General features: G+C 72.0%; 20 protein-coding genes. 7 read left to right on the top strand and 13 right to left on the bottom strand.

All coding sequences use genetic code 11. The features are described 5' to 3' along the window. The first annotated feature begins 46 nt into the window (after positions 1–46). The gene (locus KV381_RS09665; protein ID WP_256995034.1) at positions 47–1,252 is read left to right on the top strand and encodes a serpin family protein; all 1,206 of its coding nucleotides are present in this window, start codon (positions 47–49) and stop codon (positions 1,250–1,252) included. A 157-nt stretch (positions 1,253–1,409) separates the two neighbouring features. Further along, the gene (locus KV381_RS09660; protein WP_218785060.1) at positions 1,410–3,539 is read left to right on the top strand and encodes a bifunctional glycosyltransferase 87/phosphatase PAP2 family protein; all 2,130 of its coding nucleotides are present in this window, start codon (positions 1,410–1,412) and stop codon (positions 3,537–3,539) included. 177 nt (positions 3,540–3,716) lie between these two features. On the opposite strand, the gene KV381_RS09655 is transcribed toward KV381_RS09660, so the two are convergent. Beyond that, the gene (locus KV381_RS09655) at positions 3,717–4,970 is read right to left on the bottom strand and encodes a cytochrome P450 (RefSeq protein ID WP_030081077.1); all 1,254 of its coding nucleotides are present in this window, start codon (positions 4,968–4,970) and stop codon (positions 3,717–3,719) included. Positions 4,971–5,298: 328 nt separating this feature from the next. On the opposite strand from KV381_RS09655, the gene KV381_RS09650 reads away from it, so the two are divergent. Continuing rightward, complete coding sequence (locus KV381_RS09650) at positions 5,299–6,477, top strand: steroid 3-ketoacyl-CoA thiolase (protein WP_030081075.1); 1,179 nt, start codon at positions 5,299–5,301, stop codon at positions 6,475–6,477. Positions 6,478–6,526: 49 nt separating this feature from the next. Here the strand turns inward: KV381_RS09650 and KV381_RS09645 are convergent, their stop codons facing one another. The 7 genes from KV381_RS09645 to KV381_RS09615 all read right to left on the bottom strand — a co-directional run bounded on the left by KV381_RS09645 (position 6,527) and on the right by KV381_RS09615 (position 14,574). Continuing rightward, the gene (locus KV381_RS09645) at positions 6,527–7,354 is read right to left on the bottom strand and encodes an IS5 family transposase (RefSeq protein WP_373461006.1); all 828 of its coding nucleotides are present in this window, start codon (positions 7,352–7,354) and stop codon (positions 6,527–6,529) included. Between the two features lie 41 nt (positions 7,355–7,395). Then, positions 7,396–8,244, bottom strand: coding sequence for an ECF transporter S component (locus KV381_RS09640; protein ID WP_098027015.1), 849 nt, complete (start codon positions 8,242–8,244; stop codon positions 7,396–7,398). Further along, positions 8,241–9,992, bottom strand: coding sequence for an ABC transporter ATP-binding protein (locus KV381_RS09635; RefSeq protein WP_218785059.1), 1,752 nt, complete (start codon positions 9,990–9,992; stop codon positions 8,241–8,243). The genes KV381_RS09640 and KV381_RS09635 overlap by 4 nt, the downstream gene beginning before the upstream one ends. Then, positions 9,989–11,158 carry an energy-coupling factor transporter transmembrane component T gene (locus tag KV381_RS09630; protein ID WP_218785058.1) on the bottom strand — a complete coding sequence of 390 codons (1,170 nt, stop codon included), beginning with the start codon at positions 11,156–11,158 and terminating at the stop codon, positions 9,989–9,991. The genes KV381_RS09635 and KV381_RS09630 overlap by 4 nt, the downstream gene beginning before the upstream one ends. Further along, positions 11,155–11,895 (bottom strand): SCO2322 family protein, encoded by a 741-nt coding sequence (locus KV381_RS09625; protein ID WP_030081062.1) that lies wholly within the window; start codon positions 11,893–11,895, stop codon positions 11,155–11,157. The genes KV381_RS09630 and KV381_RS09625 overlap by 4 nt, the downstream gene beginning before the upstream one ends. Next, entirely contained in the window at positions 11,892–13,145 is a 1,254-nt protein-coding gene (locus tag KV381_RS09620; protein WP_030081060.1) for a prenyltransferase/squalene oxidase repeat-containing protein, read from the bottom strand. The genes KV381_RS09625 and KV381_RS09620 overlap by 4 nt, the downstream gene beginning before the upstream one ends. Positions 13,146–13,518: 373 nt before the next feature. Beyond that, on the bottom strand, positions 13,519–14,574 hold the full coding sequence (locus KV381_RS09615) for an MBL fold metallo-hydrolase (RefSeq protein WP_030081059.1): 1,056 nt from the start codon (positions 14,572–14,574) through the stop codon (positions 13,519–13,521). A gap of 178 nt (positions 14,575–14,752) precedes the next feature. Between KV381_RS09615 and KV381_RS09610 the strand changes: the two genes are divergently transcribed. Further along, positions 14,753–16,222: an aldehyde dehydrogenase gene (locus tag KV381_RS09610; RefSeq protein ID WP_218785057.1), complete on the top strand. Its 1,470-nt coding sequence runs from the start codon at positions 14,753–14,755 to the stop codon at positions 16,220–16,222. Continuing rightward, positions 16,222–16,455, top strand: a complete 234-nt coding sequence (locus tag KV381_RS09605; protein ID WP_030081055.1) for a ferredoxin — start codon at positions 16,222–16,224, stop codon at positions 16,453–16,455. Before KV381_RS09610 ends, KV381_RS09605 begins: the two co-directional genes overlap by 1 nt. 65 nt (positions 16,456–16,520) lie before the next feature. Here the strand turns inward: KV381_RS09605 and KV381_RS09600 are convergent, their stop codons facing one another. Beyond that, positions 16,521–16,913 (bottom strand): hypothetical protein, encoded by a 393-nt coding sequence (locus KV381_RS09600; protein ID WP_158688299.1) that lies wholly within the window; start codon positions 16,911–16,913, stop codon positions 16,521–16,523. Between the two features lie 239 nt (positions 16,914–17,152). Between KV381_RS09600 and KV381_RS09595 the strand changes: the two genes are divergently transcribed. Further along, positions 17,153–17,527 carry a type II toxin-antitoxin system VapC family toxin gene (locus tag KV381_RS09595; protein ID WP_030081053.1) on the top strand — a complete coding sequence of 125 codons (375 nt, stop codon included), beginning with the start codon at positions 17,153–17,155 and terminating at the stop codon, positions 17,525–17,527. 33 nt (positions 17,528–17,560) lie between these two features. Here the strand turns inward: KV381_RS09595 and KV381_RS09590 are convergent, their stop codons facing one another. From KV381_RS09590 to KV381_RS09575, 4 genes are read right to left on the bottom strand one after another with little or no spacing between them, the layout of a single operon-like run. Then, positions 17,561–18,838 (bottom strand): MFS transporter, encoded by a 1,278-nt coding sequence (locus KV381_RS09590; RefSeq protein ID WP_030081051.1) that lies wholly within the window; start codon positions 18,836–18,838, stop codon positions 17,561–17,563. A 1-nt stretch (position 18,839) separates the two neighbouring features. After that, entirely contained in the window at positions 18,840–20,630 is a 1,791-nt protein-coding gene (locus KV381_RS09585; protein WP_218785056.1) for a condensation domain-containing protein, read from the bottom strand. Beyond that, complete coding sequence (locus KV381_RS09580) at positions 20,627–21,958, bottom strand: DUF6271 family protein (RefSeq protein ID WP_218785055.1); 1,332 nt, start codon at positions 21,956–21,958, stop codon at positions 20,627–20,629. Before KV381_RS09580 ends, KV381_RS09585 begins: the two co-directional genes overlap by 4 nt. Next, positions 21,940–23,064, bottom strand: a complete 1,125-nt coding sequence (locus KV381_RS09575) for a phytanoyl-CoA dioxygenase family protein (protein ID WP_256995033.1) — start codon at positions 23,062–23,064, stop codon at positions 21,940–21,942. The genes KV381_RS09580 and KV381_RS09575 overlap by 19 nt, the downstream gene beginning before the upstream one ends. Before the next feature lie 443 nt (positions 23,065–23,507). Here KV381_RS09575 and KV381_RS09570 point away from each other — a divergent pair, with 443 nt between their 5' ends. Then, positions 23,508–24,365: a hypothetical protein gene (locus tag KV381_RS09570; RefSeq protein WP_030622342.1), complete on the top strand. Its 858-nt coding sequence runs from the start codon at positions 23,508–23,510 to the stop codon at positions 24,363–24,365. Positions 24,366–24,371: the final 6 nt, after the last annotated feature.

Genomic DNA, 24,371 nt, shown 5'->3' with positions numbered 1-24,371 from the left:
CGCCGCACGGCCGCATGACGACGCAATTCCTATCGAGGGGGCAGCAGTGACGGATGTGGCCACGGGATCCACGGGACCCACGGGACCCACAGGAAGTACGGCATCCACCACCGGAGTGATCCAGCGTCTCGCCGAACGCTGGATACAGGACGGCATGGCCGCCGCGACGGCGGGAGAGGGCCGCGACGACCGCGACCGTACGGAACCGGGCAACCGTATGGAGCCGGGCACCGGCTTCGTGTGCTCGCCCGCCGGGCTGTGGCTCGCGCTGGCCGCCGTGGCCGCCGGTGCGCGCGGCGCGACCGCCGCCGAGCTGCGGGCCCTCCTCGGCACCGCGGACCAGGAGGCCGCGCCGGTCGTCACGGCGGTCGCCCGCGAACTGGCGGAGACCGGGGCGCTGGGCGTGGCCACCCGGGTCTGGAGCCGGGTGCCCGTGCTGCGCGCGTACCGGGAGGCGCTGCCGGACGTCCGCTTCGGCCCGATGGACCCGGCGGCCGTCGACGCCTGGGTCCGCGAGGCCACCGGAGGGCTGGTCGAGCGGCTGCCGCTGGAGATCACCGACGAGATCCTGCTCGCCCTGGTCAACGTGCTGGCGCTGAAGGCCCGCTGGGAGAAGCCGTTCGAGGCCTGGCGGACCCAGGACCTGCCGTTCACGGACGCGGCCGGGGCGGTCGCCCCGGTGCCGACCATGTTCGCCCACGTGCCGCTGTCCGACGCCTGGACGGTCGGCGGAGCGTACGTCGTCGAGCTCCGCTGCGCGCCCGAACCGGACGGCCGCCCCGGGGCCCGGGTCCGCCTGGTCCTGGGGGAGCCGGGTGCCGGGGCCGGCCGGGTGCTGCCCGCGGGCTGGGCGCCCCGGGCCTCGGGTGTTCCGCTGGACACCGACCGGGTGACCATCGGGCTGCCGAGGCTCGCGCTGCGGACCCGCGTGGCCGTCACCCGGCAGCTGCCCGCCCTCGGCATCCGGCTGGCCGCCTCCGACGACGCGGACTTCTCCGGCCTCTCGCCCGAACCGCTCACCATCTCCGACGTGGTCCAGGAGGCCGTGCTGAAGGTCGCCGAGGAAGGGGTGGAGGCCGCCGCCGTCACGGTGGTCGCCATGGCGCCGGCGGGCGCCGCCCCCCGGCCGCAGCGGGTGCACCACATCGCCTTCGACCGCCCGTTCGGCGTCGTCGTGCTGGCCGGGTCCGAGGACGTACCGCTGTTCACCGCCTGGCAGGCGGACGCCCCCGCCGCCGCCCCGAACGCCTGAGGCCTTCGGCGCCTTCTCATCCCCTTCTCATCCCCGCGAACGACTTCTTCCGGACCGCAGCAGGATGACAGTCAGGCAAAGAGGGGGTTGATTGTGTCTACCTCGTAGGGCAATGCGAGGCTTCATCCGGCATCGCCTCCAATCGAAGGGGCGGTGCATGGAACGGTGGGAGGGTCGGCGCAGCGTGGTGAATGCGGATCACAGTGTGCGCGGTGACGCGGCGGCGGACGCGGGAGCGAGGACCGGGCTGATCCGTGCCCTGCTCTGGCTGGTCGCGGCCGCGCTGGCGGTACGGCAGGTGGCGGCGGTGCTCCGGCAGCCACCGGGGGAACGGCTGCTCGACCTGGAGACCTGGATCGGGGAGAACGGCGTCCTGCACCTGACGGGCTCGCTGTACGAGAGCGGCCGGTTCACCGGGACGCCCTTCGCCGGACTGGTCCTGAAGCCGCTCACCTCCTCGGCCCAGCAGACCCTGGGCGTCGTGTGGACGTTCGGCTCACTGCTGCTCGTCGTCGCCCTCGGCGTCGTCGTGGCCCGGGCCCTGCCCACACCGGTGGGCCGCCGGACGGCCCTGCTCGCGGCCCCCGTCGCGATCAGCCTGTTCATGCTGTCGCTGCCGGTCCGCAACGCCCTGCACCTGGGCCAGACCAGCATCCTGCCCGTCCTGCTGGTACTGCTGGCCTGCTTCGTCGTCCGGGAGCACCGTGCGGCGGGTGTCCTCGTGGGCCTGGCCGCCGCCTTCCAGCCGGTGCTGCTCCTGTTCGCCGCCCTGCTCTGGCTGACCGGCAGGCGGCAGGCCTCGGTCGGCGCGGGCGCGACCTTCGCCCTCGCCACGGCCGTCGCCTGGGTCGCGGGGCCGAAGGACTCATGGACGTACTGGGTGCACCATCTCGCGGGCGCCGGGCTGGGCGAGCGGCCGGACAGCCTGGCCAACCAGTCGCTGCACGGCGCGCTGCTCCGGCTCGGCCTCGAAGGGCCGCTGGAGATCGCCCTCTTCCTGGTGCTCGCCGCCGCCGTCGTGGCCGTCGGTCTGCGGCGCGCGGTGCGGTACGCCCAGGACGGGCAGCTGCTCCTCGCGGTCGCCGTGACCGGCTGCGTCGTGGTCGCCGTCTCGCCGACCGCCTGGCAGCACCAGCTGCTCTGGGTGCTCCTCGCGGTCGTCGGCAGGGTCGGCAAGCGGGCCTCCGACCGGCTGGTCTGGCCGTCCGTGGTGGTGCTGGTCGTCACCCTGCCGGGCACGATGCTGCTGCCGAACCTCGAACCGCTCTTCCCGGTACGCGACAACGTGCTGCTCCTCGTGGCGCTCGGCGCGGCCTGCCTCGCCCCGTTCCTGCCCCGCACCTCGCCGTACTGGCAGCACCCGGTTCCCACCGACTACGCGAAGCCGGTCGCGGCGCGCTGGAGACGCGTGCCGCTCCTGCCGTTCTGGCGCCGGGTCCTCACCCGCCCCAACCTGCTGCTGGAACTCCTGCTGATCCGGGTCGTCTACGACGCGTACGCCCAGGTCCGCCTCGCCGCCCGGGCGGGCCGCCCGCTCGCCGAGGAGCACGGCCGGCAGATCCACGCCATCGAGCAGTGGCTGCACATCGACATCGAGCACTGGGTCAACCACACGGTCGTCCAGATCACCTGGCTGCGTGAATTCTTCGACTACTACTACTCCACGTTCCACTTCATCGTCCCGCTGACGATCCTCGGCGTGCTGTACGTGCGCCGCCCCGCCGACTACCGCTGGGTCCGCTCGTCCATCGGCTTCGCGACCCTGCTCGCGCTCGTCGGCTTCTGGCTCTACCCGCTGGCCCCGCCCCGGCTCATGCCCGGCCTCGGTTTCATCGACACCGTCCACGGGGTGCAGGACTTCGCGAAGCCCGACTACGGGACGCTGACCACGGTCACCAACCAGTACGCGGCGATGCCGTCGCTGCACTTCGGCTGGTCGCTGTGGTGCGGTGTGGTGATCGTGATGCTGGCCCCGAAGCTGTGGATGAAGGCGCTGGGCCTGCTGCACCCGCTCTTCACGATCGCCGCGATCGTGGCCACCGCCAACCACTGGGTGCTCGACGCGGCCGGCGGCGCGCTGGTCGTGTCGCTGGGCTTCGGGCTGACGTATCTGCTGTCGGGGCCGCGCAGGCTGGTGGCCGGGGAGCGGGAGGCGGCGGCGGAAGCGGAAGCCGTGGAACAGCCGCCCGCGGAACCCGCGGAACCCGCGGAAGCCGCAGATTCCGCGGAACCCGAGGTCGATGCGGAGCCCGTACCGGCAGGGAAAGCGGCAGGTACGGGCACGTAGACGGCAGAGGGAGAGCAGGCCGAAGGGGTGCCGGGACGATGGACGTCGTCCCGGCACCCCTTCGGCATGGATCGCCGCGCATCCATCGTCCGCCCGCGCGGCCGGTGCCGCCACTCGGGACCGGCGCACCGACGCACCGACGCACCGGCGCGATCGGCGTATTCGGCGTATTCGGTGTCAGGATTCCGCCGCCGTGGTCACCTGAAGCTGCTTGATCCCGTTGAGCCACGCCGAACGCAGCCGTCGCGGGTCCTCCAGCAGCCGCAGATCCGGCAGTACGTCGGCGATGGCGTTGAAGATCAGGTCGATCTCCATCACGGCCAGCGACTTGCCCAGGCAGAAGTGCGGACCGCCGCCGCCGAACCCGAGGTGCGGGTTGGGGTCGCGGGTGATGTCGAAGGTCTCCGGGGCGTCGAACACCTCCGGGTCGTTGTTGGCCGAGGAGTAGAACAGCCCCACCCGCTCGCCCTTCCTGATCCGCCGGCCGCCCAGCTCCAGGTCCTGGGTGGCGGTCCGCTGGAAGGAGACCACCGGGGTCGCCCAGCGCACGATCTCCTCGGCCGTCGTCTTCGGGCGCTCCCGCTTGTACAGCTCCCACTGCTCGGGATGGGTGAGGAAGGCGTGCATGCCGTGGCTGATCGCGTTACGGGTGGTCTCGTTGCCGGCCACCGCGAGCAGGATCACGAAGAACCCGAACTCGTCGGAGGACAGGTTCCCTTCGCCCTCCGCCGCGACCAACTGGCTGACGATGTCCTGGGCCGGGCACTCCTTGCGGGCCGCCGCCAGGTTCATCGAGTACGCCACGATCTCCATCGCCGCCTCGGCGCCGACCTCCTCGGTGATCGCGTACTCCGGATCGTCGTACGCGGCCATCTTGTTGGACCAGTCGAAGATCTTGGAACGGTCCTCCTGCGGTACGCCGATGAGCTCGGCGATGGCCTGGAGCGGCAGCTCCACCGCGATGTTCGTCACGAAGTCGAAGGAGCCGTCCGCGTCCGCCGACGCGAGGGCCGTCTCCACGATGGAGCGGGCCCGGGAGCGCAGGGCCGCCTCCAGCGAGCGCACCGCGCGCGGGGTGAAGCCGCGCTGGACGATCTGGCGGACCCGGGTGTGTTCGGGCGGGTCCATGTTGAGCATGATGAGCTTCTGGACGTCGATCTGGTCGCGGCTGATCGTCTCGTTGAAGCGGATGACGGCGGTGTTGGTGTTCGAGGAGAACAACTCGGGATGCGTGGAAACGTACTTGACGTCCGCGTGGCGGGTGACGACCCAGTAGCCCGCGTCGCCGAACCCGGAGATGTTGGGCGGCTGGGTGCACCACCAGACCGGCGCGGTCTCCCGCATCAGGGCGAACTCCGGGTGCGGCACGCGGGCCTGGAGGAGATCGGGGTCGGTGAAGTCGAACCCGTCGGGCAGATGGGGGCAGCGCATGGGCACCTCTCCACTCCGGATCTGATCGCGAACCGTCCGACGCCCCGCCCGGCCGGTTCACCTCTCTCCCCGGCATCCTGACGGACCATCAGAAGATGCCCGCAAGGTAGTAACGAGTTCTACAAGTGGCAAGGGCCGTGGCCGGATCTGTTGCCCCGGCGCCGTCGCCCGGCCCGCCGCCTCGCCGGAGGGCGTGCGTGCGGTGCGTGCACGCCCCTTGCGCAGCCGGGCCGCCGTCACGAGACTGCTTGCAGAACTAGAACGCGTACTAGTTCCTTCCGCGGGCGCCGGGACGCCCCCTGCGGAAGCGCGAGGAGAGGACGAGCTCATGGCCGCGGAACCCGTCATCGTCGAAGCCGTACGCACCCCCATCGGCAGGCGCGGAGGCGCACTCGCCAATCTGCACCCCGCCTATCTGCTGGGCGAGACCTACCGTGAACTTCTCGGCCGCACCGGCATTCAGGCCGACTGCGTCGAACAGATCGTCGGCGGCACCGTCACCCACGCCGGCGAGCAGTCGATGAACCCGGCCCGCAACGCCTGGCTGACGGTCGGCCTGCCGTACGAGACCGCCGCGACCACCGTGGACTGCCAGTGCGGCTCCTCGCAGCAGGCCTCCCACATGGTCGCCAACATGGTCGCCGCCGGGGTCATCGACGTGGGCATCAGCTGCGGCGTCGAGGCGATGTCGCGGGTGCCGCTGGGCAGCGGCTCCAAACACGGCCCCGGCAAGCCCTGGCCCGACGAGTGGAACGTCGACCTGCCCAACCAGTTCGAGGCCGCCGAGCGCATCGCCCGCAAAAGCGGTCTGACCCGGGAGCGGGTCGACGCGCTCGGCCTGCTCTCCCAGCAGCGGGCGGCCGCCGCCTGGGCGGAGGAGCGCTTCAAGCGCGAGACGTACGCCGTCCAGGTCCCGACCACCGAGGAGGAGCAGGCGGCGGGCCAGGGCATGTGGCGGCTGGTCGACCGGGACGAAGGGCTGCGCGACACCTCGATGGAGGCGCTCGCCGGGCTGAAGGCCGTCATGCCGAGCGCGATCCACACCGCCGGCAACTCCTCGCAGATATCGGACGGGGCCTGCGCCATCATGTGGTCCTCCAAGCGCATGGCCCGGGCCCTCAAGCTCAAGCCCCGGGCCCGGATCGTGGCCCAGGCCCTCGTCGGGTCCGACCCGCACTTCCACCTCGACGGCCCGATCGACGCGACCCGGGCGGTGCTCGGCAAGGCCGGCATGTCGCTGCGGGACATCGACCTCGTGGAGATCAACGAGGCGTTCGCGTCCGTGGTCCTGAGCTGGGCGCAGGAGTTCGAGGCGGACCTCGACGGCCTGGAGAAGGTCAACGTCAACGGCGGCGCGATCGCGCTGGGCCACCCGGTCGGCGCGACGGGCGCCCGGCTGATCACCACGGCCCTGCACGAACTGGAACGCCGCGACAAGGAGTTCGCGCTGATCACGATGTGCGCGGGAGGAGCCCTGGCGACGGGCACGATCATCCAGCGACTGTGAGCACGCCCCCCCCCCGCGTCCGGGGAGCCCTAGGTTCTGTCGTCAAATGTCACGCCCACATCAGGAGTGAGGCGAGGGTGACGGCTGCTTCGTAGGACTGGACGGTCTTGTCGTAGCGTGTGGCGATGCCGCGCCATTGCTTCAGACGGTTGAAGCACCGCTCCACGACGTTGCGGTGCTTGTAGGCCTCGCGGTCGAAGGCCGGCGGGCGGCCACCGCGGCTGCCCCGCCGGGCCCGGTTGCCGATCTGGTCGGCCCGCTCGGGAATCGTGTGGGGGATGCCGCGGCGGCGGAGCCAGGTGCGGATCGCCTTGGAGCTGTAGCCCTTGTCGCCCAGGACGTGATCGGGCCGGACGCGGGGACGGCCGGGGCCGATCCGGGGCACCCTGATCGCGTCCATCACGGCGGTGAACTGGGTGCAGTCGTTGGTGTTGCCGCCCGTCACGACGAAGCCGAGCGGACGGCCCCGGCCGTCGCAGGCCAGGTGCACCTTGCTGGTCAGACCGCCCCTGACCGGCCGAGGGCCGGGTCGCAGAGCCCCTCGAGCCCCGGCAGCATGCTGGTGGGCCCGGACGACCGTGGAATCGACCGACACCAGCCACTCGATGTCGCCCGCCGCGTCGGCCCTCGCCTGCGCGGCCCGCAGCATCCGTTCGAACGTCCCGTCCGCCGCCCACCTGCGAAAACGCGTATGCAGCGTGGCCCACGGCCCGTAGCGCTCGGGCACATCCCGCCAGGCCGTCCCGGTCCGGAACTTCCACACGATCCCGTTCAGGACCCTGCGGTCATCCAGCCGCTTCCGCCCCCGCAACGACACGGGCAGCAACGGCCGGACGAACTCCCACTCAGCATCAGACAGTTCATGACGACGTATCACGACACCATGATCCACCAACGATGATCATTTGAAGACACCGCCTAGGGCTCCTGGGCCACCTCCGGCTCCCCGAACGCCGCGCGCGCGTCGAAGGCGGCGCGGCGGGTGGCCCGGCGCAGCGCCTTCAGCAGGGTCGGCCCGAGCGTGAGGGTCAGGACCACGGTCAGCACCGCCCGCCCCAGGTCCCAGCCCAGCGAGGTCGCCGCGCAGTAGGCGAGGAACCGCACCAGGTTCTCGTGCAACGGGTCGCCCGCGACGAACGAGATCCCCGACCCCAGACCGGTGATGAGCGTCCAGCCCTGCAGATTCATCACCGTGCCGTACGCGAACGCCGCCACGCAGCCGTACAGCGCGAGCATCGCCAACTCGGCCCGCCCGCGCAGCCGGTCGGGCCCCGGCAGCAGCCCCGCGCCCATGGTGAACCAGCCCATCGACAGCATCTGGAACGGCATCCACGGCCCGACCCCGCCGGTCAGCAGCGCCGAGGCGAACATGGTCACCGAGCCGAGCACGAAGCCGAACCCGGGGCCCAGCACCCGGCCGCTCAGCACCATCAGGAAGAACATCGGCTCCAGGCCCGCCGTGCCCGCCCCGAGCGGGCGCAGCGCCGCCCCGACCGCCGCCAGCACCCCGAGCATAGCGACGGCCTTCGCGTCCATCCCGGACTCGGAGATCGTCGCCACCACCACCGCGACCAGCAGCGGCAGCAGCGCCGCGAACAGCCAGGGCGCGTCCCGCGCGTGCGCGAGCCCGGACCCGGCGTCCGCCAGCAGCGGCCACCCGAAGGCGACCACCCCGACGGCCCCGGTCAGCAGCAGCACGGCCACCGACTTCGGCCCGAGCCGCACGGGCCGGGGAGCCCGTTCCCGTACCTCCGTCACCGCCTTCACGCTCCCGCCTCCAGCGCCCCGCGCACCTGGGACACGGTCAGCCACTCCTGCGGGGCGAGGATCTTCGCCGTCTGCGGGGCGAACGCGGGGGAGGAGACCACCACCCGCCCGGTCGGGCCGTCCGCGACGACCTCCCCGTCGGCGAGGATCACCACCCGGTGCGCCAGCTCCGCCGCCAGCTCCACGTCGTGCGTCGCCAGGACGATCGCGTGCCCCTCGGCCGCCAGCCCCCGCAGGACGCCGACGAGCCGGGCCTTCGCCGCGTAGTCCAGACCCCGCGTCGGCTCGTCCAGCAGCAACAGCGGCGGCCGGCCCGTCAGCACCAGCGCCAGGGCGAGCGCCAGCCGCTGCCCCTCGGACAGGTCCCGGGGGTGGGTGTCGTCCCCGACGCCCGGCAGCAGCTGGGACACCAGCGCCCGGCAGGCGCCCTCCGCCGCGCCCGCGTCCCGGTCGGCGGCCGCGCACTCGGCGGCCACCGTGTCCGCGTACAGCAGATCGCGCGGCTCCTGCGGTACGAGGCCGACCCGGCGCACCATCGCCCGCGGGTCCGTCCGGGCCGGGGCCAGGCCGCCGACGCGCACCGTGCCCGCGGTGGGCTCGATCATGCCGACGAGCGCGCCGAGCAGGGTGGACTTGCCGGCCCCGTTACGGCCCATCAGGGCCACCGTCTCGCCCGGAGCCACGGTGAGCGTCACCCGCCGCAGCGCCTCGACCCGGCCGCGCCGCACCCCGAGCCCGTCGACCCGGGTGACCGGATCGGCGGCCGCAGGGGTGGCCGGGGCGGCGGACCCCCGCCCCAGGAGCCGGGCGAACCGGCCGGTCCGCGGCTGTACGACAGCGGCCGGAACGGGCACCTCCGACGCCCCCGACGGCCCCGACGGACCGTCCGCCCGCACCGGCACCGCGTCCGACGCGGCCTCCGGCGGCACCGCGTCCGCCAGCCGCTCCCGCAGCCCGCCCGCCGCGCGCCGGGCGTCCCGTACCGACAGGGGCAGCGGGGACCAGCCCGCCAGCAGCCCCAGCTCCGCCACCGGCGGCCGCACCGGCGACACCTTCATGATCCCGGCGGGCGGCCCCATCACGGGGGCCGCGCCCGGGGCGGGCAGCAGGACCACCTGGTCCGCGTACTGCACCACCCGCTCCAGCCGGTGCTCGGCCATCAGCACGGTCGTGCCCAGGTCGTGCACCAGCCGCTGGAGCACCGCGAGGACCTCCTCGGCCGCCGCCGGGTCCAGCGCGGAGGTCGGCTCGTCCAGCACCAGCACCTTCGGGTGCGGAGTGAGCACCGAACCGATCGCCACCCGCTGCTGCTGGCCGCCCGACAGGGTCGCGATGGGCCGGTCGCGCAGCTCGGCCAGGCCCAGCAGGTCGAGCGTCTCCTCCACCCGGCGGCGCATCACGTCCGGGGCCAGGCCCAGCGACTCCATGCCGTACGCGAGCTCGTCCTCGACGGTGTCCGTCACGAAGTGCGCGAGCGGATCCTGGCCCACGGTCCCGACCAGATCGGCCAGTTCACGCGGCTTGTGCGTACGGGTGTCCCGGCCGCCCACCGTGACCCGGCCCGACAGGAGCCCGCCCGTGAAGTGCGGGACGAGCCCGGAGACCGTACCCAGCAGAGTCGACTTGCCGACACCGGACGGGCCGACGAGCAGGACCAGTTCACCCTCGGGGACCGTGAGGTCGACGCCCGACAGCGTGGGACGCTCCGTGCCCTCGTACCGCACGGAGACCCGCTCGAACCTGATCACACCTGCTCCTTGCTGCGACGCGCCGGTGGTCCGGGCGCCCGGGTCGACGGCGGTACGGGGGCGACCAGCGCGGGCACCAGCCCGACCAGCACCGCGGCTGCGGGCCACAGCGGCAGCACCGGCGCGGTCAGCGGGACGACCCCGGGGTGCAGCGCGTCCGGATCCACCGCCCCCGCCCAGATCATCGCCGCCGCGACCACCACACCCGAGCACGCCACCAGCCAGGCCCGCGCACCCCACCGGTCCGGCCGGTAGCGGGTGCGCACCGAGCGCCGCCCGCCGAGCCGCAGCCCGGCCATCGCCGTGACCAGACCGGCCAGCAGCAGCGGCAGCCCGTACACCGCCCCCTGCGCGGCCAGCAGCCCGTACGTGCCGGCGCACACCCCGAGCAGCCCGCCCAGGGTCAGGACGTTCGTGGTGTGCCGGACGGCCGCCGGAACCTCGGCGGTACGACCGTAACCGCGCGCGTCCATCGACGCGGCCACCGCCACCGACTGCTCCAGCGCGCCCTCCAGCACCGGCAGCCCGATCTGTGCCACGGCCCGCACCCCACCGGTCGGCCGGCCCCGCAGCCGGCGCGCGGTGCGCAGCCGGACCACGTCGGCCACCATGTTCGGCGCGAACGTCATCGCGACCACGACGGCGACCCCCGCCTCGTACAGCGCGCCGGGCAGCGACTTCAGCAGCCGCGCCGGGTTGGCCAGCGAGTTCGCCGCACCGACGCAGATCAGCAGGGTGGCCAGCTTCATCCCGTCGTAGAGGGAGAAGACGAGCTGCTCGGCAGTGACCCGGCCACCGATCCGCACCCCCTGCGCCCAGTCGGGCAGGGGCAGTTCGGGAAGGACGAAGACGGTGTGCGAACCGGGGATCGGCGAGCCGAGGAAGACGGAGAAGACGAGCCGCAGCGCCACGACGAACAGCCCGAGCTTGACGAACGCGCCGTAGGACCGGGCCCACGGCGCATCCGTGCGCCGCGCCACCACCACATAGCCCGCCACCCCGACCAGCAGCCCCAGCAGCAGCGGGTTCGTGGTCCGGGACGCGGCGGTGGCGAGCCCCAGCGCCCACAGCCACCACGCCCCGGCGGGCAGCGCGTTGCCGCGGTCCGCCTCGGGGGCGTGCAGGGCGCGGCGCAGCAACCGTGCCGCGGCCGGGGAGGCGGTCACCGGCGGCGGCGGGCCTGGACCACGGCGGCGATGCCCAGCAACAGGACGGCGCCGATGCCGACGAGGAGCCCGACGGACGGACCGCCGCCGTCGCCTTCCTCGCCCTTTTCCTGGCCGTCGGCGGTCTTGGCCGGCTCGGACGGCTCCGCGCTGACGCTGTCGCCGGACACCTGCTCGCCGCAGCCCGACGCCGGATAGCCCGAGATCGCGCAGAGCATGGCACTGCTGTCGTACCGCAGCGGCTTCGCCACCGCGGCGAGCGCCTCCGCACTGCTGGCGTCCGGCGCGACCTGCGCGCACGCCGTACGCGGGGCGGGCGGCTTCTCGCCGTCCGGGGCGTCCGCCGCCGTACCCGGATCGATCACCAGCGCCACCCGCTTCTTCCCGTCCTCCGCCGGGGTGTCCGCGCAGATCGCCCCGAAGTCGGGGGCGCGGCGCGGCTGGTCGGCGTCGCCGGAGTCCTCGCTCACGGCGAACCGGAAGCCCTGGACCGTACCGTCGTCCGGGCGCAGGACCGACGGCCCCTGGGTGGCGTACTCCCAGTTCTTGCCGTTGCCCTGCCAGAAGGACCAGTAGCGGTATCCGGCGGCCTCGGCGGTGCCCGCGCCGAGCAGCACGGCCGAGGCGGCGACCAGGGCGGCGAGCAGCGCGACGAGCGGATTCCGCAACCGGGCGACGGCAGGGCTCGGCAACCGCGCGGGGACCGGCGTACGAGGTGTGCGCGGCGTACGGCTCACGGCTGCTGCTTCTTCCGCCGCATGCTGAGCAGGAAGCCGATGCCCGCGCCGGCGGCGAGACCGATGCCGATCAGCCACCCCAGGCTCAGCCCGCTGTCGTCGCTGTCGGTGCCGCTGGAGGGCTGCGGACCGGTCGGCGTGGGCGAGGGGAGGGCGGTGGCGGCGGGGGAGGGGCCCATCGAGTTGAGCTGCTTGACCAGGTCGACGCCGCCGAAGCTGCGGGCGTCCGCGCCGGTGGCGTGCGCCGCGAGGATCAGCTGCGCGGTGGCGGCCGGACCGCCCTGCTTCGCCCAGCCCGTGGCGTTCTTCTGCAGCCAGGAGACGGAGGCCTGGGCCTTGTTCTTGTGCCCGGAGGCGGCGAGCGCGACGACCGCGTCCGCGGTGTTGCCGTAGTCGGGCTGCGGCGTGCTGTCCTCGGCGCCCGGCATCGGGGCCTGCTCCAGGTACGGCTGCTTCTTCAGCGTGTCCGCGAGGAAGAAGGCGCCGTTCTGGGCGGTCTGCTCCGGGCTGAGGCCGTCGCCCTTGGTGCAGGAGGGGTCCTTGACCGCGTTGGACGTGCCGGAGGCGATGCCCTTGCCCATCAGACCGAGCACGGAGGCCGCGGTGGCGTCCGGGTTGGCGGTCAGCTCGCCCTTCTTGCCCGGCTGGTAGGCGAACGCGCCGCCGTCCTCGTCCTCGCAGGCGATGGCCAGGGACTGGAGCGCGGTGTACGGGGTGCTGCCGTCGGCGGTGGTGAGCTCGCCGACCGGGACGCCGGTGCGGGCGAGCGCGCCGATCACGATGGAGGTGGAGTTCGCGTCGCTGGGGCTGCCGGGGTTGTAGCCCCAGCCGCCGTCCTCATTCTGCACGGACTTCAGCCAGTCGGCCCCGTTGTTGGCGTCCTCGCGGCGCTGGTTGATCTCGACGAGGGCCTGGACGGCGATGGCGGTGGCGTTGGTGTCCATCACGGTCGACGCGTCGCAGGGCTGGGAGGTGTCGGCCCGGTACGAGGTGAACGCCCCGCTGTCGCACTGCTGCCCCACCAGCCAGTCCACCGCCTGCGTGGACGGCGTGACGTACTCGATCTTCTGCGCGAGGAAGGCCAGCGACTGCCGCCACACCCCGTCGTACGTGGGGTCCGTGGTGCCGTAGAGCCCGGCCGGCAGCTCCGCCGACGGGGAAGGGCTCGGCGCGGCGACCGCCACGGGGGCGGCCGCGCCCAGGAGCACGGCGGTGGTCGCGAGCGCGGCTGCGCTGCGGCGTACGGTCATGGCTGGCTGGGCCTCTCCTGCGAGGGCCGGACTCCCCGGGCGCACGAGGGCACCGGGCTCCGGCCCCGTATGCCTCGACGGTGCCGGCCACCGGGGTTCCGGTGGCCCGAGCCGGTCACGCTCCGCGGCGGGCGGTCCGGCTGCCGTCGGGCGGACGGGTCACGGCTGGGGCGCAGCGCCGGATTCGCACCGGCTTCCCCCTGTACGGGCATGATGACGACCTGCCCACTCTACCGGTCCGTAGGGGAGCGGCCGGGGCCTCACGTGGCGATGTACGTCACCGGCGGCGCGGGGCTCCGGGACTTCATGCGCTGCGGGGCTCGGGGGGCTCCATGCGCTGCGGGCCTCGGGGGCTCCGTTGCGCTCCGGTGGTTCAGACGGCGATGTACGTCACCGGGGGCCCGCCCGGCACGGCCTCCGCGCGGCCGAGCTTCACCAGCCGCCGCAGATGGGACTCGGCCTCCGACACGGCGATGGACCGCGAACCGTGCGGAATCTGCTCCCAGGGCCGGTTCCACTCCATCCGCTCGGCGAGCTGCCACGGGGTGAGCGGCGTGGCGAGCAGGGCGAGGAGCCCGGTCAGCCGCTCCTCGTGATGGTCCAGCAGCTCCCGCACCCGCCCGCCCGCATCGGTGAACGCGTGCTGGTGCGCGGGCAGCACCTCGGCCACCCCGAGCCGCCCGATCCGCTCCAGCGAGGCGAGGTAGTCGCCGAGCGGGTCGGTGACGGCGGTGTCGTCCGGATCCTCGTACAGCCCGATGTGCGGACTGATGCCGGGCAGCAGATGGTCGCCGGAGAACAGCCGCCCGTTCCCTTCCAGCCCGGCGGGATGCCGCTCCTCCAGATGGAGGCAGACATGGCCCGGGGTGTGCCCGGGCGTCCAGACGGCCCGCAGCTTCCGCCCGGCGAGGTCGAGCAGCTCGCCGGGCACGATCTCCCGGTCCGGCAGGGCGGCACGCAGCCCCGGCAGGGTCCGCAGCCGCCCTCCGCCGCGGGCGGCGCGCAACGGAGCGAGGTGGTCGTCCGGCGCGCCGACGGCGGCGAGCTTGCGGGTGAGGTAGTCGAGCCAGGTGCCGGGTTCGGATTCCCGGGTGCGGCGGACGATCGCGGTGTCGGCCTCGTGCATCGCGATCCAGGCCCCGGACGCCTCGCGGACCTGGCCGGAGAGGCCGTGGTGGTCGGGGTGGTGGTGGGTGATGACGACGCCGTGGATCTCGGTGACGGCGGTGCCGAGGGCGGAGAGCCCGGCGACCAGGGTGTCCCAGGAGGCGGGATCGTCCCAGCCGGTGTCGATGAGGACCGGGCCCCGGTCGGTGTCGACGAGATGGACGAGGGTGTGGCCGAGCGGGTTGTCAGGGATGGGCACCTTGATGCTGTGGACGCCTCCGCCGTGGTCGGTCACCTGAGGCACCTGCGTCACCTGAGTCATGGGCTTCCCATCTCCGCGCCGGCCTCCACTGTAACGAGAACTCGTTCCAGTGGTAGCCCGGGTCTACCAATTATTCGCCTCCGGGTGCGGTCCGCACCGTGGACTCCTGAAACGGGAACTGGTATCAGTTCTGACGAACAGTCAGTTAGGGTGTGCGGGTTCGCGGGAGGCGGCAGCCATGACGGAACGTACGGAGCTGGTGGAACACGGACACCTGTTCATCGGCGGGGAGTTCACCGACCCGCTCTCCACCGAGGTCATCGAGGTGATCTCGCCGCACACCGAACAGGTCATCGGCCGCGTGCCGCACGCGTCCGAGGCCGACGTGGACCGGGCGGTCGCCGCCGCCCGCCAGGCCTTCGACGAGGGCCCCTGGCCGCGCATGCCGCTGGACGAACGGATCGCGGTGATCACCCGGATCAAGGACGCCTTCGCCGTACGCCACGAGGAGTTCGCCCGCCTCATCAGCGCCCAGAACGGCACCCCGTACAGCGCGAGCGTCATGGTGCAGGCGCTGGCCGCGATGATGGTCTGGGACTCGGCGATCACGGTGGCCCGTACGTTCCCGTACGAGGAGCGCCGCGACGGCGTCCTCGGCCCGCTCCTGCTCCGCCGCGAACCGGTGGGCGTGGTGGCCGCGGTGGTCCCGTGGAACGTCCCGCAGTTCACGGCCGCGGCGAAACTGGCCCCGGCGCTGCTGGCGGGCTGCACGGCGGTGTTGAAGGTCTCCCCGGAAACCCCTTTGGACGCTTACCTGTTGGCGGACATCGCAGCAGAGGCAGGCCTGCCGCCCGGGGTCCTCTCCATCCTCCCGGCCGACCGTGAGGTCAGTGAGTACCTGGTGGGCCACCCGGATGTGGACAAGGTCTCCTTCACCGGCTCGGTGGCGGCAGGCCGCCGCGTCATGGAGGTGGCCTCACGCAACCTGACCCGCGTCACGCTGGAGCTGGGCGGCAAGTCGGCGGCGGTGATCCTCCCGGACGCGGACCTGGAGGCGGCGGTGGCGGGCATCGTCCCGTTCGCCTGGATGATCAACGGCCAGGCGTGCGTGGCCCAGACCCGCATCCTGGCCCCGCGCAGCCGTTACGACGAGATAGCGGAGGCCTTCGCGGCAGCGGCAGGCGCACTGAGCGTGGGCGACCCTTTGGACCCGACCACCGAGTTGGGCCCCTTGGTGGCACGCCGTCAACAACAACGCTCGCTGGACTACATCAAGTTGGGTCAGGAGGAGGGCGCCAAGATCCTCACGGGCGGCAGCGTGCCGGCCTCCCAGGAGCGAGGCTGGTACGTAGAACCCACCCTCTTCGGCTCGGTCGACAACTCGATGCGCATCGCCCGCGAGGAGATCTTCGGCCCGGTGATCTGCCTGATCCCGTACGGAGACGAGGCCGAGGCCGTCCGCATCGCCGACGACTCTCCGTACGGCCTCAGCGGCAGCGTCTGGACATCGGACACGGAACGCGGCATCGACGTGGCCCGCCGCGTCCGCACGGGCACGTACAGCGTGAACACCTTCAGCCTCGACATGCTCGGCCCCTTCGGCGGCTACAAGAACTCGGGCCTGGGCCGCGAGTTCGGCCCCGAGGGCTACGGCGAGTTCTTCGAGCACAAGATGATCCACCTGCCCGCCGGCTACCGGGAGGCGTGATGGGTGACCGCTGGCACGTGGAGGTCGACCGCTCGGTCTGCATCGGCTCCGGCATGTGCGTCAACCACGCGAGCGACGCCTTCCACCTGGACTCGGCCCGCCAGTCCCACCCGACCGAGGAGAACCGCGACGCGGGCGAACACGTCCTCGCGGCGGCGGAAGGCTGCCCGGTGGAGGCGATCACGCTGACGCTGGCGGGGTCGGGGGAGGTGGTTTTTCCGCCGGAGGAGTGAGGGGCCGCCGGGCCAGCGCAAGGGACTGGGCTGGCCATCAGCGGATCCCCAACCGATGAAAAGAGTCAGAGACCTCGGGAAACAGCTTCATCCGATAGTCTATGTAGAATCTTTTCAAGATCTGCAGCCGACTCGGCGCAGAATCTCTGATCACTTTGAGAAATCGCAACCATCGCTTCATTGAATTTACTCGCCGCCGGGCCGGCCTCTAGGATGAGCCGCCTTGGAACGATCATCCAGTTCTTTGCAGATCTAAATTCCCACTCGACTTTTGTTGTCGTCTCTTGCACAATGGAGTCGAGGATCTCTCGGATGTCTTCGCGAAGTTCAGCGAAACGCCAGCCGACGAACGCGACTTGCAGTTTGCCATCGTTAGGGTTTCGTTCAACCGGCGACCGAAACCAGACTACTCTGCCGAAGTGGCTTAGGGCTTGTTTGGCCAACTCGTTTCGCTTCATTCCAGACCCTTGTTTCCGCTTCTATTTCTATCGGCGACCCCATGGAGAGCCTATCTTGTATCCCCCATCGTTTCTGATGATTTTCTCACCGCCATTCTCTTAGTGCCCGTACCCGTATCGGAGTCGACTCTGCCTGCTGTGCGGCGCTGCAGGCGTGGCTCGTTGTGTGGACAGGTCCGGATCGCTCGTCACTTCGATGAGCCTCACTTCGGTATCTCCGCAGTCTTCGGGGAGGCGTGATGCGCCTCCTCCTCGACACCCCGATGATCCTCTGGTGGCTCGGTGATTCCCCGGAGTCGTCCGAGGAGGCCAAACACCTCCTCGATTCCGCCGACGCCGTACACATCAGCGCCGTCTCGCACTGGGAGATCACCTTCAAACAGCACCTCGGGCTGCTGGAGGAGCCGGGCGACCTGGCCCAGCGCGCACGCGACATCGCCTTTCCGCGTCTCCCCGTCACCGCCGCGCACGGGGTGCGGGCCGGGCGGCTGCCGATGGTCCGCGCCGAGCCCTTCGACCGGCTGCTCGTCGCGCAGGCGCAAGACCATCGGCTGGTCCTCGTCACCCATAACGCCTGGATCCCGCAGTACGACGTGCCAGTCATGCGGGTCTGACCGGCACGTCGTACTCCCGGTGCGACCGGCAGCTCAGACCGCCGGTTGGGCCTCCGTCTTCGTCGGGAGTGCGCCCTCCGGAGCCCGCCGCAGTGCCCGGATCGCCGGGACGCTGAGCATGACCGCCAGCAGGGCGAACGACATCACCGACGAGAAGATCAGCACCTCGTTCGCGCCGAACGCGTCCGCCGCCGGGCCCGCCAGGGCGCGGCCCAGGGGGATGACCATGATGGAGCCCGCGACGTCGTACGCCGAGACGCGGCTCAGGACCGTCAGCGGGATGTGCGACTGGACGCTCGTCGCCCACATCACGCCCCAGAACGCGAAGCCGTAGCCCGCGATCACGTGGGCGATCGCCGTGGCCGCGAAGGACCATTCCAGGGCCGGGGCCAAGGGGTTGAGCGCGAAGCAGAGCATCGCCAGGGCGCCCGCGACCAGGGGGCGGCGCGGGCGGACCCGCATGCCGATCAGGCCGCCGATGATCGTGCCCGCGCCGTCCGCCGAGGCGATCCAGCCGTAGCCGTTCGCCCCGTGCTGCTCGATCATCAGCGTCGCGCCCAGCGGCAGTGCGGGGCCGAACACGAACAGGCCGTAGACGGACCAGACCGCGATGACGCCCCACAGCCACTGGCGGGAGCGGAACTCCTGCCAGCCCGTCGCGAGCCTCCGCCACATCGGGGCGTCGCCCTCGTCGCGTTCCGTGTGCAGCTTCCGCAGGGGGAGCAGGACCAGGGCGCTGAGCGCGTACGCCGCCGCGATGACCAGGTACGAGCCCGAGACCTGCCAGTACGCGACCAGGATGCCCGCCAGGCCCGGGCCCAGCAGCGTGCTCAGGGCCTCGGAGATCCGCAGCAGCGCGTTGGCCTTCTGGATGTCCTCGGCGACCCGCGGGACCATGCTCGCCATGCCGGGCTGGAACATCGCCGTCGCGGCACCGCTCAGCGCCATCAGGCCCATGATCTGCCACAGCGGGACGCTGTCGGAGGAGAAGAGGAGAGCGGCCAGGGTGAGCATGGCCAGCATGCGCGCCACGTCCGCGCAGATCATCATCAGCTGGGGGGTGAACCGGTCCGCCAGCACGCCGCCGAACAGCACCAGCAGCACGATCGGGGTCATCCACGCGGCCAGCGCGTACCCGACGCCGCTCGCCCCGTGGCCGGCGCCCAGCACCGCCGTGGTGAGGGACACCATCAGCATGCCGTCGGCCAGCAGCGACGCGCTGCGGGCCGTGAAGAACAGCCGGAACCGGCCCGACCGCCAGGGGCTGGGCAGCGGTTCGGGCTTCTGGAGGGTCGTGTCGTCAACGCTCATGTCACACCTGCCGGCTCCTGCCGGTCCCTTCATCGATGGTGTTCAGCCGACGCCATGCGTCGCTCCGGTCCGGCTCGGTGGGCGGGTTCTCGACGATTACGTAGCGGTGGGGCGCCAGGACTCCCGAACCGGCGGCCGGAATGAGGGCGGTCAGCGCCCGGTGGGCCTCCTCGGGCGTCAACGGGGTGTCGCCGCGGGCGATGTACGCCGTCAGGTGCGGGTCCGTGCCTGACGCGCCTGCCGCTGAGCCGCCCGGTGCCGGTTCCTCCGCCACCCGTACCGGTAGTCCCCCCACCGCCCGGCCGAGCGTCTCGCGTACGGCCTCGGGCGAGACCCAGCAGCCGTCCACCCGGAGCCAGCCGGCCCCGCGTTCGGCGGGGCGGACCCCCGTCACCTCGGACAGCTCCTCCATCGGTACGTCCCCGGCGGCGGCCGCCTCCAGGAGCAGGACCAGGCCGGAGAGGAACCCCTCCGCCTCCTCGGGAGTGAAGAGCGAGGGGGCGGCCCACAGGGAGATGTGGAGCCGGGGCGCCGTCCGGTACGTGAAGGCGAGCAGCCGGGTCGGCAGCGTCTGGGGCGGCCCCCAGGTCAGCTCCTGCCCGGCGTCGTCGCCGTCCTGCGCGTCGGTGCCCAGGAGCGGGGCGGGCAGGGCGCTCACGTCGTTGAACACCACGTCCCGGCCGAAGTGGCTGCCGCGCTCGGTGGTGACCCGGTCGATCATCTCCCACAGCCGTACGGAGTCGAACTGACTGTGCCGGTAGGCGTTGAGCACCGCCCCCCAGGTCCGGGCGACCAGGGCGTCGAAGGCGGGCACCCGGACGTCCAGGTGAAGCAGCGCGTCCTGGGAGGTGGTGGTCACCGAACGGGCGACCCGGGTGTTGAACCGGTTGGCGCTCGGAACGGCGGTGACACAGCTGTCCTGGCCCGCCCGGTGGGCCACCAGCGCGCACCAGGCGGCCATCAGCACGGTGGCCTCGGGGTGTCCGGTACGGCGGGCCGCCTCGGCGAGCGCCCGGCCGCCCCGGCGGGAGCGGAGCGTCAGCTGCCGGGCCTCCTCGTCGGTCCCCGGCATCCTGCCGCGCGGCTCCGCGAACATCTCCTGCGGCCCGGTACGGAGGATCCGCTCCCAGTACCGCAGGGAGGCCTCCGACTTCCGCAGTCCGGCCGGGGAGGCCTCCACGGCGGCCAGGTCGACCGGGGGCAGGGACGTCAGCTCCGGCAGCTCCTTGCCCGCCAGCAGTTCGGTGAACTCCTCGCGCAGGATGGCCATCGCGCTGCCGTCCGCCACCGCGTGGCTGAACGCCAGTGCCACGTACGCCGGTTGTCCGGCGAGGGTGAGTAGCGTGATCCGCATCGGGAACTCCCGGTCCAGGGCGAAGCGCCCGGACCGTGCCGCCCGCGCCACCGACTCCGCGTACTCCGCCGGATCGGCGGGGAGTTCGGCGTGGTCGAGGACGGTCACCGTGAACGTGCCCTCCGCCGCCACGACCTGGTCGACCGGTGCGGCCTCCGGCGGGTGCGGGAAGGTGGTGCGGAGTCCCTCGTGCCGTACGGCCAGGGCGCGCAGGGCGTCGGTGACGGCCGCCACGGTGGTGGCCTCGGGGACGGGCCACACATCGTGGATGTTGATGTGGGTGGGATCGTCCCGCAGGATGCAGCGGATCATGTTGGCCTGGCCCATGGTGATCGGGCCGCGCCGTTCCGTACCGCCCGCGTAGGCGACGGTGACCGTGGTCGTGGCTGTGTGCGGGGGGTTTTGGCGCATCGTTTCCCTGTCGGCGGCGGAGTTCATCGGGTCACGGCCCGGACCTGCTGCTCCAGGCCCGCTTCGGCGCTCGCGCCGGACAGCGCCTCCCAGTGGTCCATCAGGAGTGCGAAGTCGGCCATGTCGTCCCGGGCCTCGTCCAGGAGCCGGCCGCTGTTCTCCGCGAGCGTGTCCGCGACCGTCGGGTAGCGGCCGCCGAGCCGTCGGTAGGCCCGGTCGATCACGTCGAGGCGGCGGGCGGCCTCCGTGCGGTCGAGATCGATGCTGTCGCGTACGAAACCGGCGACCACGGACGCCCGGATGTGGCCCCCGGCGTCGAGAAGCGCGTCACCGGCCTTCGCCGTCCTCGCGTACACGGCGTTGAGATACGTCTTCGCCAGCAGGAACTTCGCGAAGCGGAGCTGGTACGCGAGGAAGCCGTCGTCCGTACGCCGTTCCGCCGTATGGAAGTTGACGATGTGCCGGTTGTGCTGGAGGCCGGGCAGCCGGGCGTCGTGGGCGAGATGGAGAAGGAAGTAGTCGCTGCCGATGGTGTCGGTGGCGGGCGGCAGCGGGATCCTGCGGTAGACCTCGTGGTCGAGCGCGATGTTGCACATGTCCACGCGCATCGGGCTGATCGGGGCGAGCGTGGTGCGGTCGCCGTCGAACGCCCCGTTCCCCGCGCCCCGGAACGACTCGTCGATCAGATGCTTGCGCACGAATTCCGGGTATCCCTCGGGCAGCGACAGACCGATCAGTTCGCCGTACGTGTCCGGGTCGAGCTCGCGGATCTCCGCCACGTCCACCGACATCTCGCCCACGAACGAGCCGCCCGCCACCGCCACCCGGCGGTCGCCCGAGCCCGGTGGCAGCTTGCTCCTCGTCGCCGACTCCCGTACGTCCTCCGCCCGTCGGCCCAGGTGGGCCAGCTCCTGGTGGAGCGGGAAGACCGGCTCTCCGTCGAGGTGCTGGTAGCGGCTGTCGGAGTCCCGGCGGTGCACGGACGTGCAGCCGAGGGCCTGGGCGACGAGGAACGCCCGGTTGGTGCAGGCGCCGTAGGAGACGCCGGACGGCAGCATCAGGTCCAGCAGCCGGTCCGCCACGGCCGAAGGCGCGCCGGACCGTTCGGTCACCTCGCTCAGGAAGGCGCGCTGCTCGTCCTCGTCGAGGTGGTGGACGGTCACACCGGGGGAGGCGGGCAGCGCGGCCACCGCCTCCCGGTGCTCGGCGAGGACCGGCCCGGGGGAGGAGTCCAGGATCAGGAGGTGCACCTCGACGCCGAACTCCCGTGCCCCGTACGCCGCTTCCTCGCCGACCGCCGCGATGGTGCCGGAGCAGGCCCGGTGGGTGGGCAGGGTCAGGCAGACGCGGCGCACGAAGGCTCCCCGCTCGGAGCGGCGGAGGCCGCTCCGGCGTCACCCGGGGTGTCCTCGGTCTCCTCGACCGGGTCCTGCCAGGAGGCGAGGCCCAGCAACCGGCTGCCCAGAGCGTTCAGTTCGGAGGTCGGGTAGCGCTTGGACTCGGGCAGCACCGGGTCGCCGACCAGCGTGCGGTTCCAGCGCGGCGTCCGCAGATGGCGCCAGGACTCCACCCGGGACCTGCGCAGCCGCTCGTGCTCCTCCAGCGCGGGCATCATCGACAGGTACTGCACGGCCCGCACGCCGTTCTCGGAGAGGTTGCGCGCCACCCCGTGGGCCAGCAGGCCGTTCCAGATGAGCAGGTCGCCGGGGCGCAGATCCGGGCGTACGACCGGGAGTTCGTCCCGGTCGATGTCCGGGCGCAGCGGGTCCCGGTCACCGGGCTGGGCGACCTTCCAGGCGTCGAACTGGCGGAACAGCTCCGGGCAGCACTGGAACCCGCCGGTCTCCGGCCGGGTGTCGTTGAGCGCGATGATGCCCTGCACCCGCTGCGGCGGCACGGCGAGCGTGGTGTCGATGTCCCAGTGGAGCTCGATGTCGAAGCCCCGGTCCGTCGGTTCGATCAGGGCGCGGTCACGGTTGCCCCGGTTGGGCGGGTTGAGGTTGAGCCGGTCCAGGGTGACCCACAGCTCCTCGCAGTCCCACACGTCGACGAAGGCGTCGTACACCCGCTGCGACTGCCGGTTGTTCCACAGCAGTTGGTGGTGGTACGCCTCCACGAAGCCGTAGATGTGCAGCTGCTGGTCCAGTTCGGAGCGCAGCGGCCGGTCCTCGTACCAGCTCTCCGGCCGCTCCGGGTCCAGGCCCTGGAAGTCCCAGGTGAAGTCCAGCAGTTCACGCGCGACCGAGGCCGGGACCGCCTCGCGGACGATGACGTAGCCGTACGTCTGCCAGTGGGCGAAGTCCTCCTCGGACAGCACCCGCAGCGGACGCGACTTGTCGAGCTCCCGCAGGGCGGTCTGCGCGAGGTAGGCCTCGCCGTCCGCGCTGAAGTACGGGATGTCCGACGCCGCGCGGTGCAGGCGCGGCCGACGGCGAGGGGCGGGTGTCGTCATGAGGTTCATGGCAGGTTCTTCTCCTCGGCCGGCCGTGCGGCGACCCCGGGGGAGCGGGGTCGCCGCGGACGGCGGGACGGATGGCAGTGCCGTGGTGGGAGGAGCCGTGACCACGTCGATCAGCAGGATTGGTCCAGACCGCCTGAGCTGTCAAGTGCCGCGCACATATGGGGATATGGGGTGTGGTCATGTGCTTGACAGACATGGAATCGATACGTGGCGTTCGGTATTTTTGGTCTAGACAACAAGCGAGCGACGGGCCTAATGTCCAAGGGCGCGGCCGGGTTCGTGACGGGCTGTCAAGCCGTTTTCCCTGCCCGCGCTCCGGCCGGTGACGGCCCTGCTGACGGACCTGTCGACGGCCCTGCTCAGAGTCGCCGCCGTCATGGCGATGCGGTTCGTACATCCGGTGGGTCGCCGATGGCCGGCCCGACCGAGAAAGACGCGGTTTCATGAACACATCCAGCATCACGGCCCTGCCGGGTATCGAGCTGAAGAGCCCCGGTGCCGGGCTGATCACGCTGGACCCGGTCCGCACCGCGCTGCTGCGCGGGCTGGACGATCTGCTGACCGGTCTGGCCGCGCGGCTCTCCGCCCCCGAGGTCGTGGGGCCGCCCCTGCTGTCCGTCGACGGACTGGCACGGCTGGACTTCTTCCGCAACTTCCCCCATCTCGGCGTCTCAGCGGGGCGGTTCGGCCCGGACGTGCTCGACGGTCTGGCCTCCGGGGGCTCGCCCCAGGACCTCCCGCTGCACCCGACCGGCCATGTGCTGCCGTCCGCGACCTGCTACGGACTGCTGCTCTCCCTGGAGGGCCAGGACGTCGGCGAGGACGGGCTGCGGCTCTCGGCGGTCGGCCGCTGCTTCCGCAACGAGACCCACTACGACGGCCTGCGCCGTCTCTGGGGGTTCCACATGCGTGAGGTGATCTACCTCGGCACCAAGGGCGCGGCCTCCGAACACCAGGAACGCGGCGGCGAGTTCATCCAGGAGGTGGCCGGGCGGCTCGGCCTGACCCTGACCCGGGCGGCGGCCGACGACCCGTTCTACGACAACGGGGGATCGCGGGCCCGCCTGATGGCGCTGGACCCGGTGAAGTACGAGTACAGCGCCCCCGACGGCACGGCCATCGCCTCCGTCAACCGGCACCGCAACTTCTTCGGCGAGCGGCTCGGCATCCGCGCCGGCTCGCACGGTCCCGCGTACAGCTCCTGCGTCGCCTTCGGCGTCGAACGCTGGGTGCACGCGATGATCCTCGCCCACGGCACCGCCGAGCAGGCGCTGGAGCGGCTCCGCGCGGCCGGTTCCTGACCTCCG

It is taken from the genome of Streptomyces sp. WY228 (assembly GCF_019287315.1).
GTDB lineage: Bacteria > Actinomycetota > Actinomycetes > Streptomycetales > Streptomycetaceae > Streptomyces > Streptomyces caviscabies.
The sequence above is the reverse complement of the archived record's forward strand: the minus strand, read 5'-3'. Positions and strand labels throughout refer to the sequence as shown.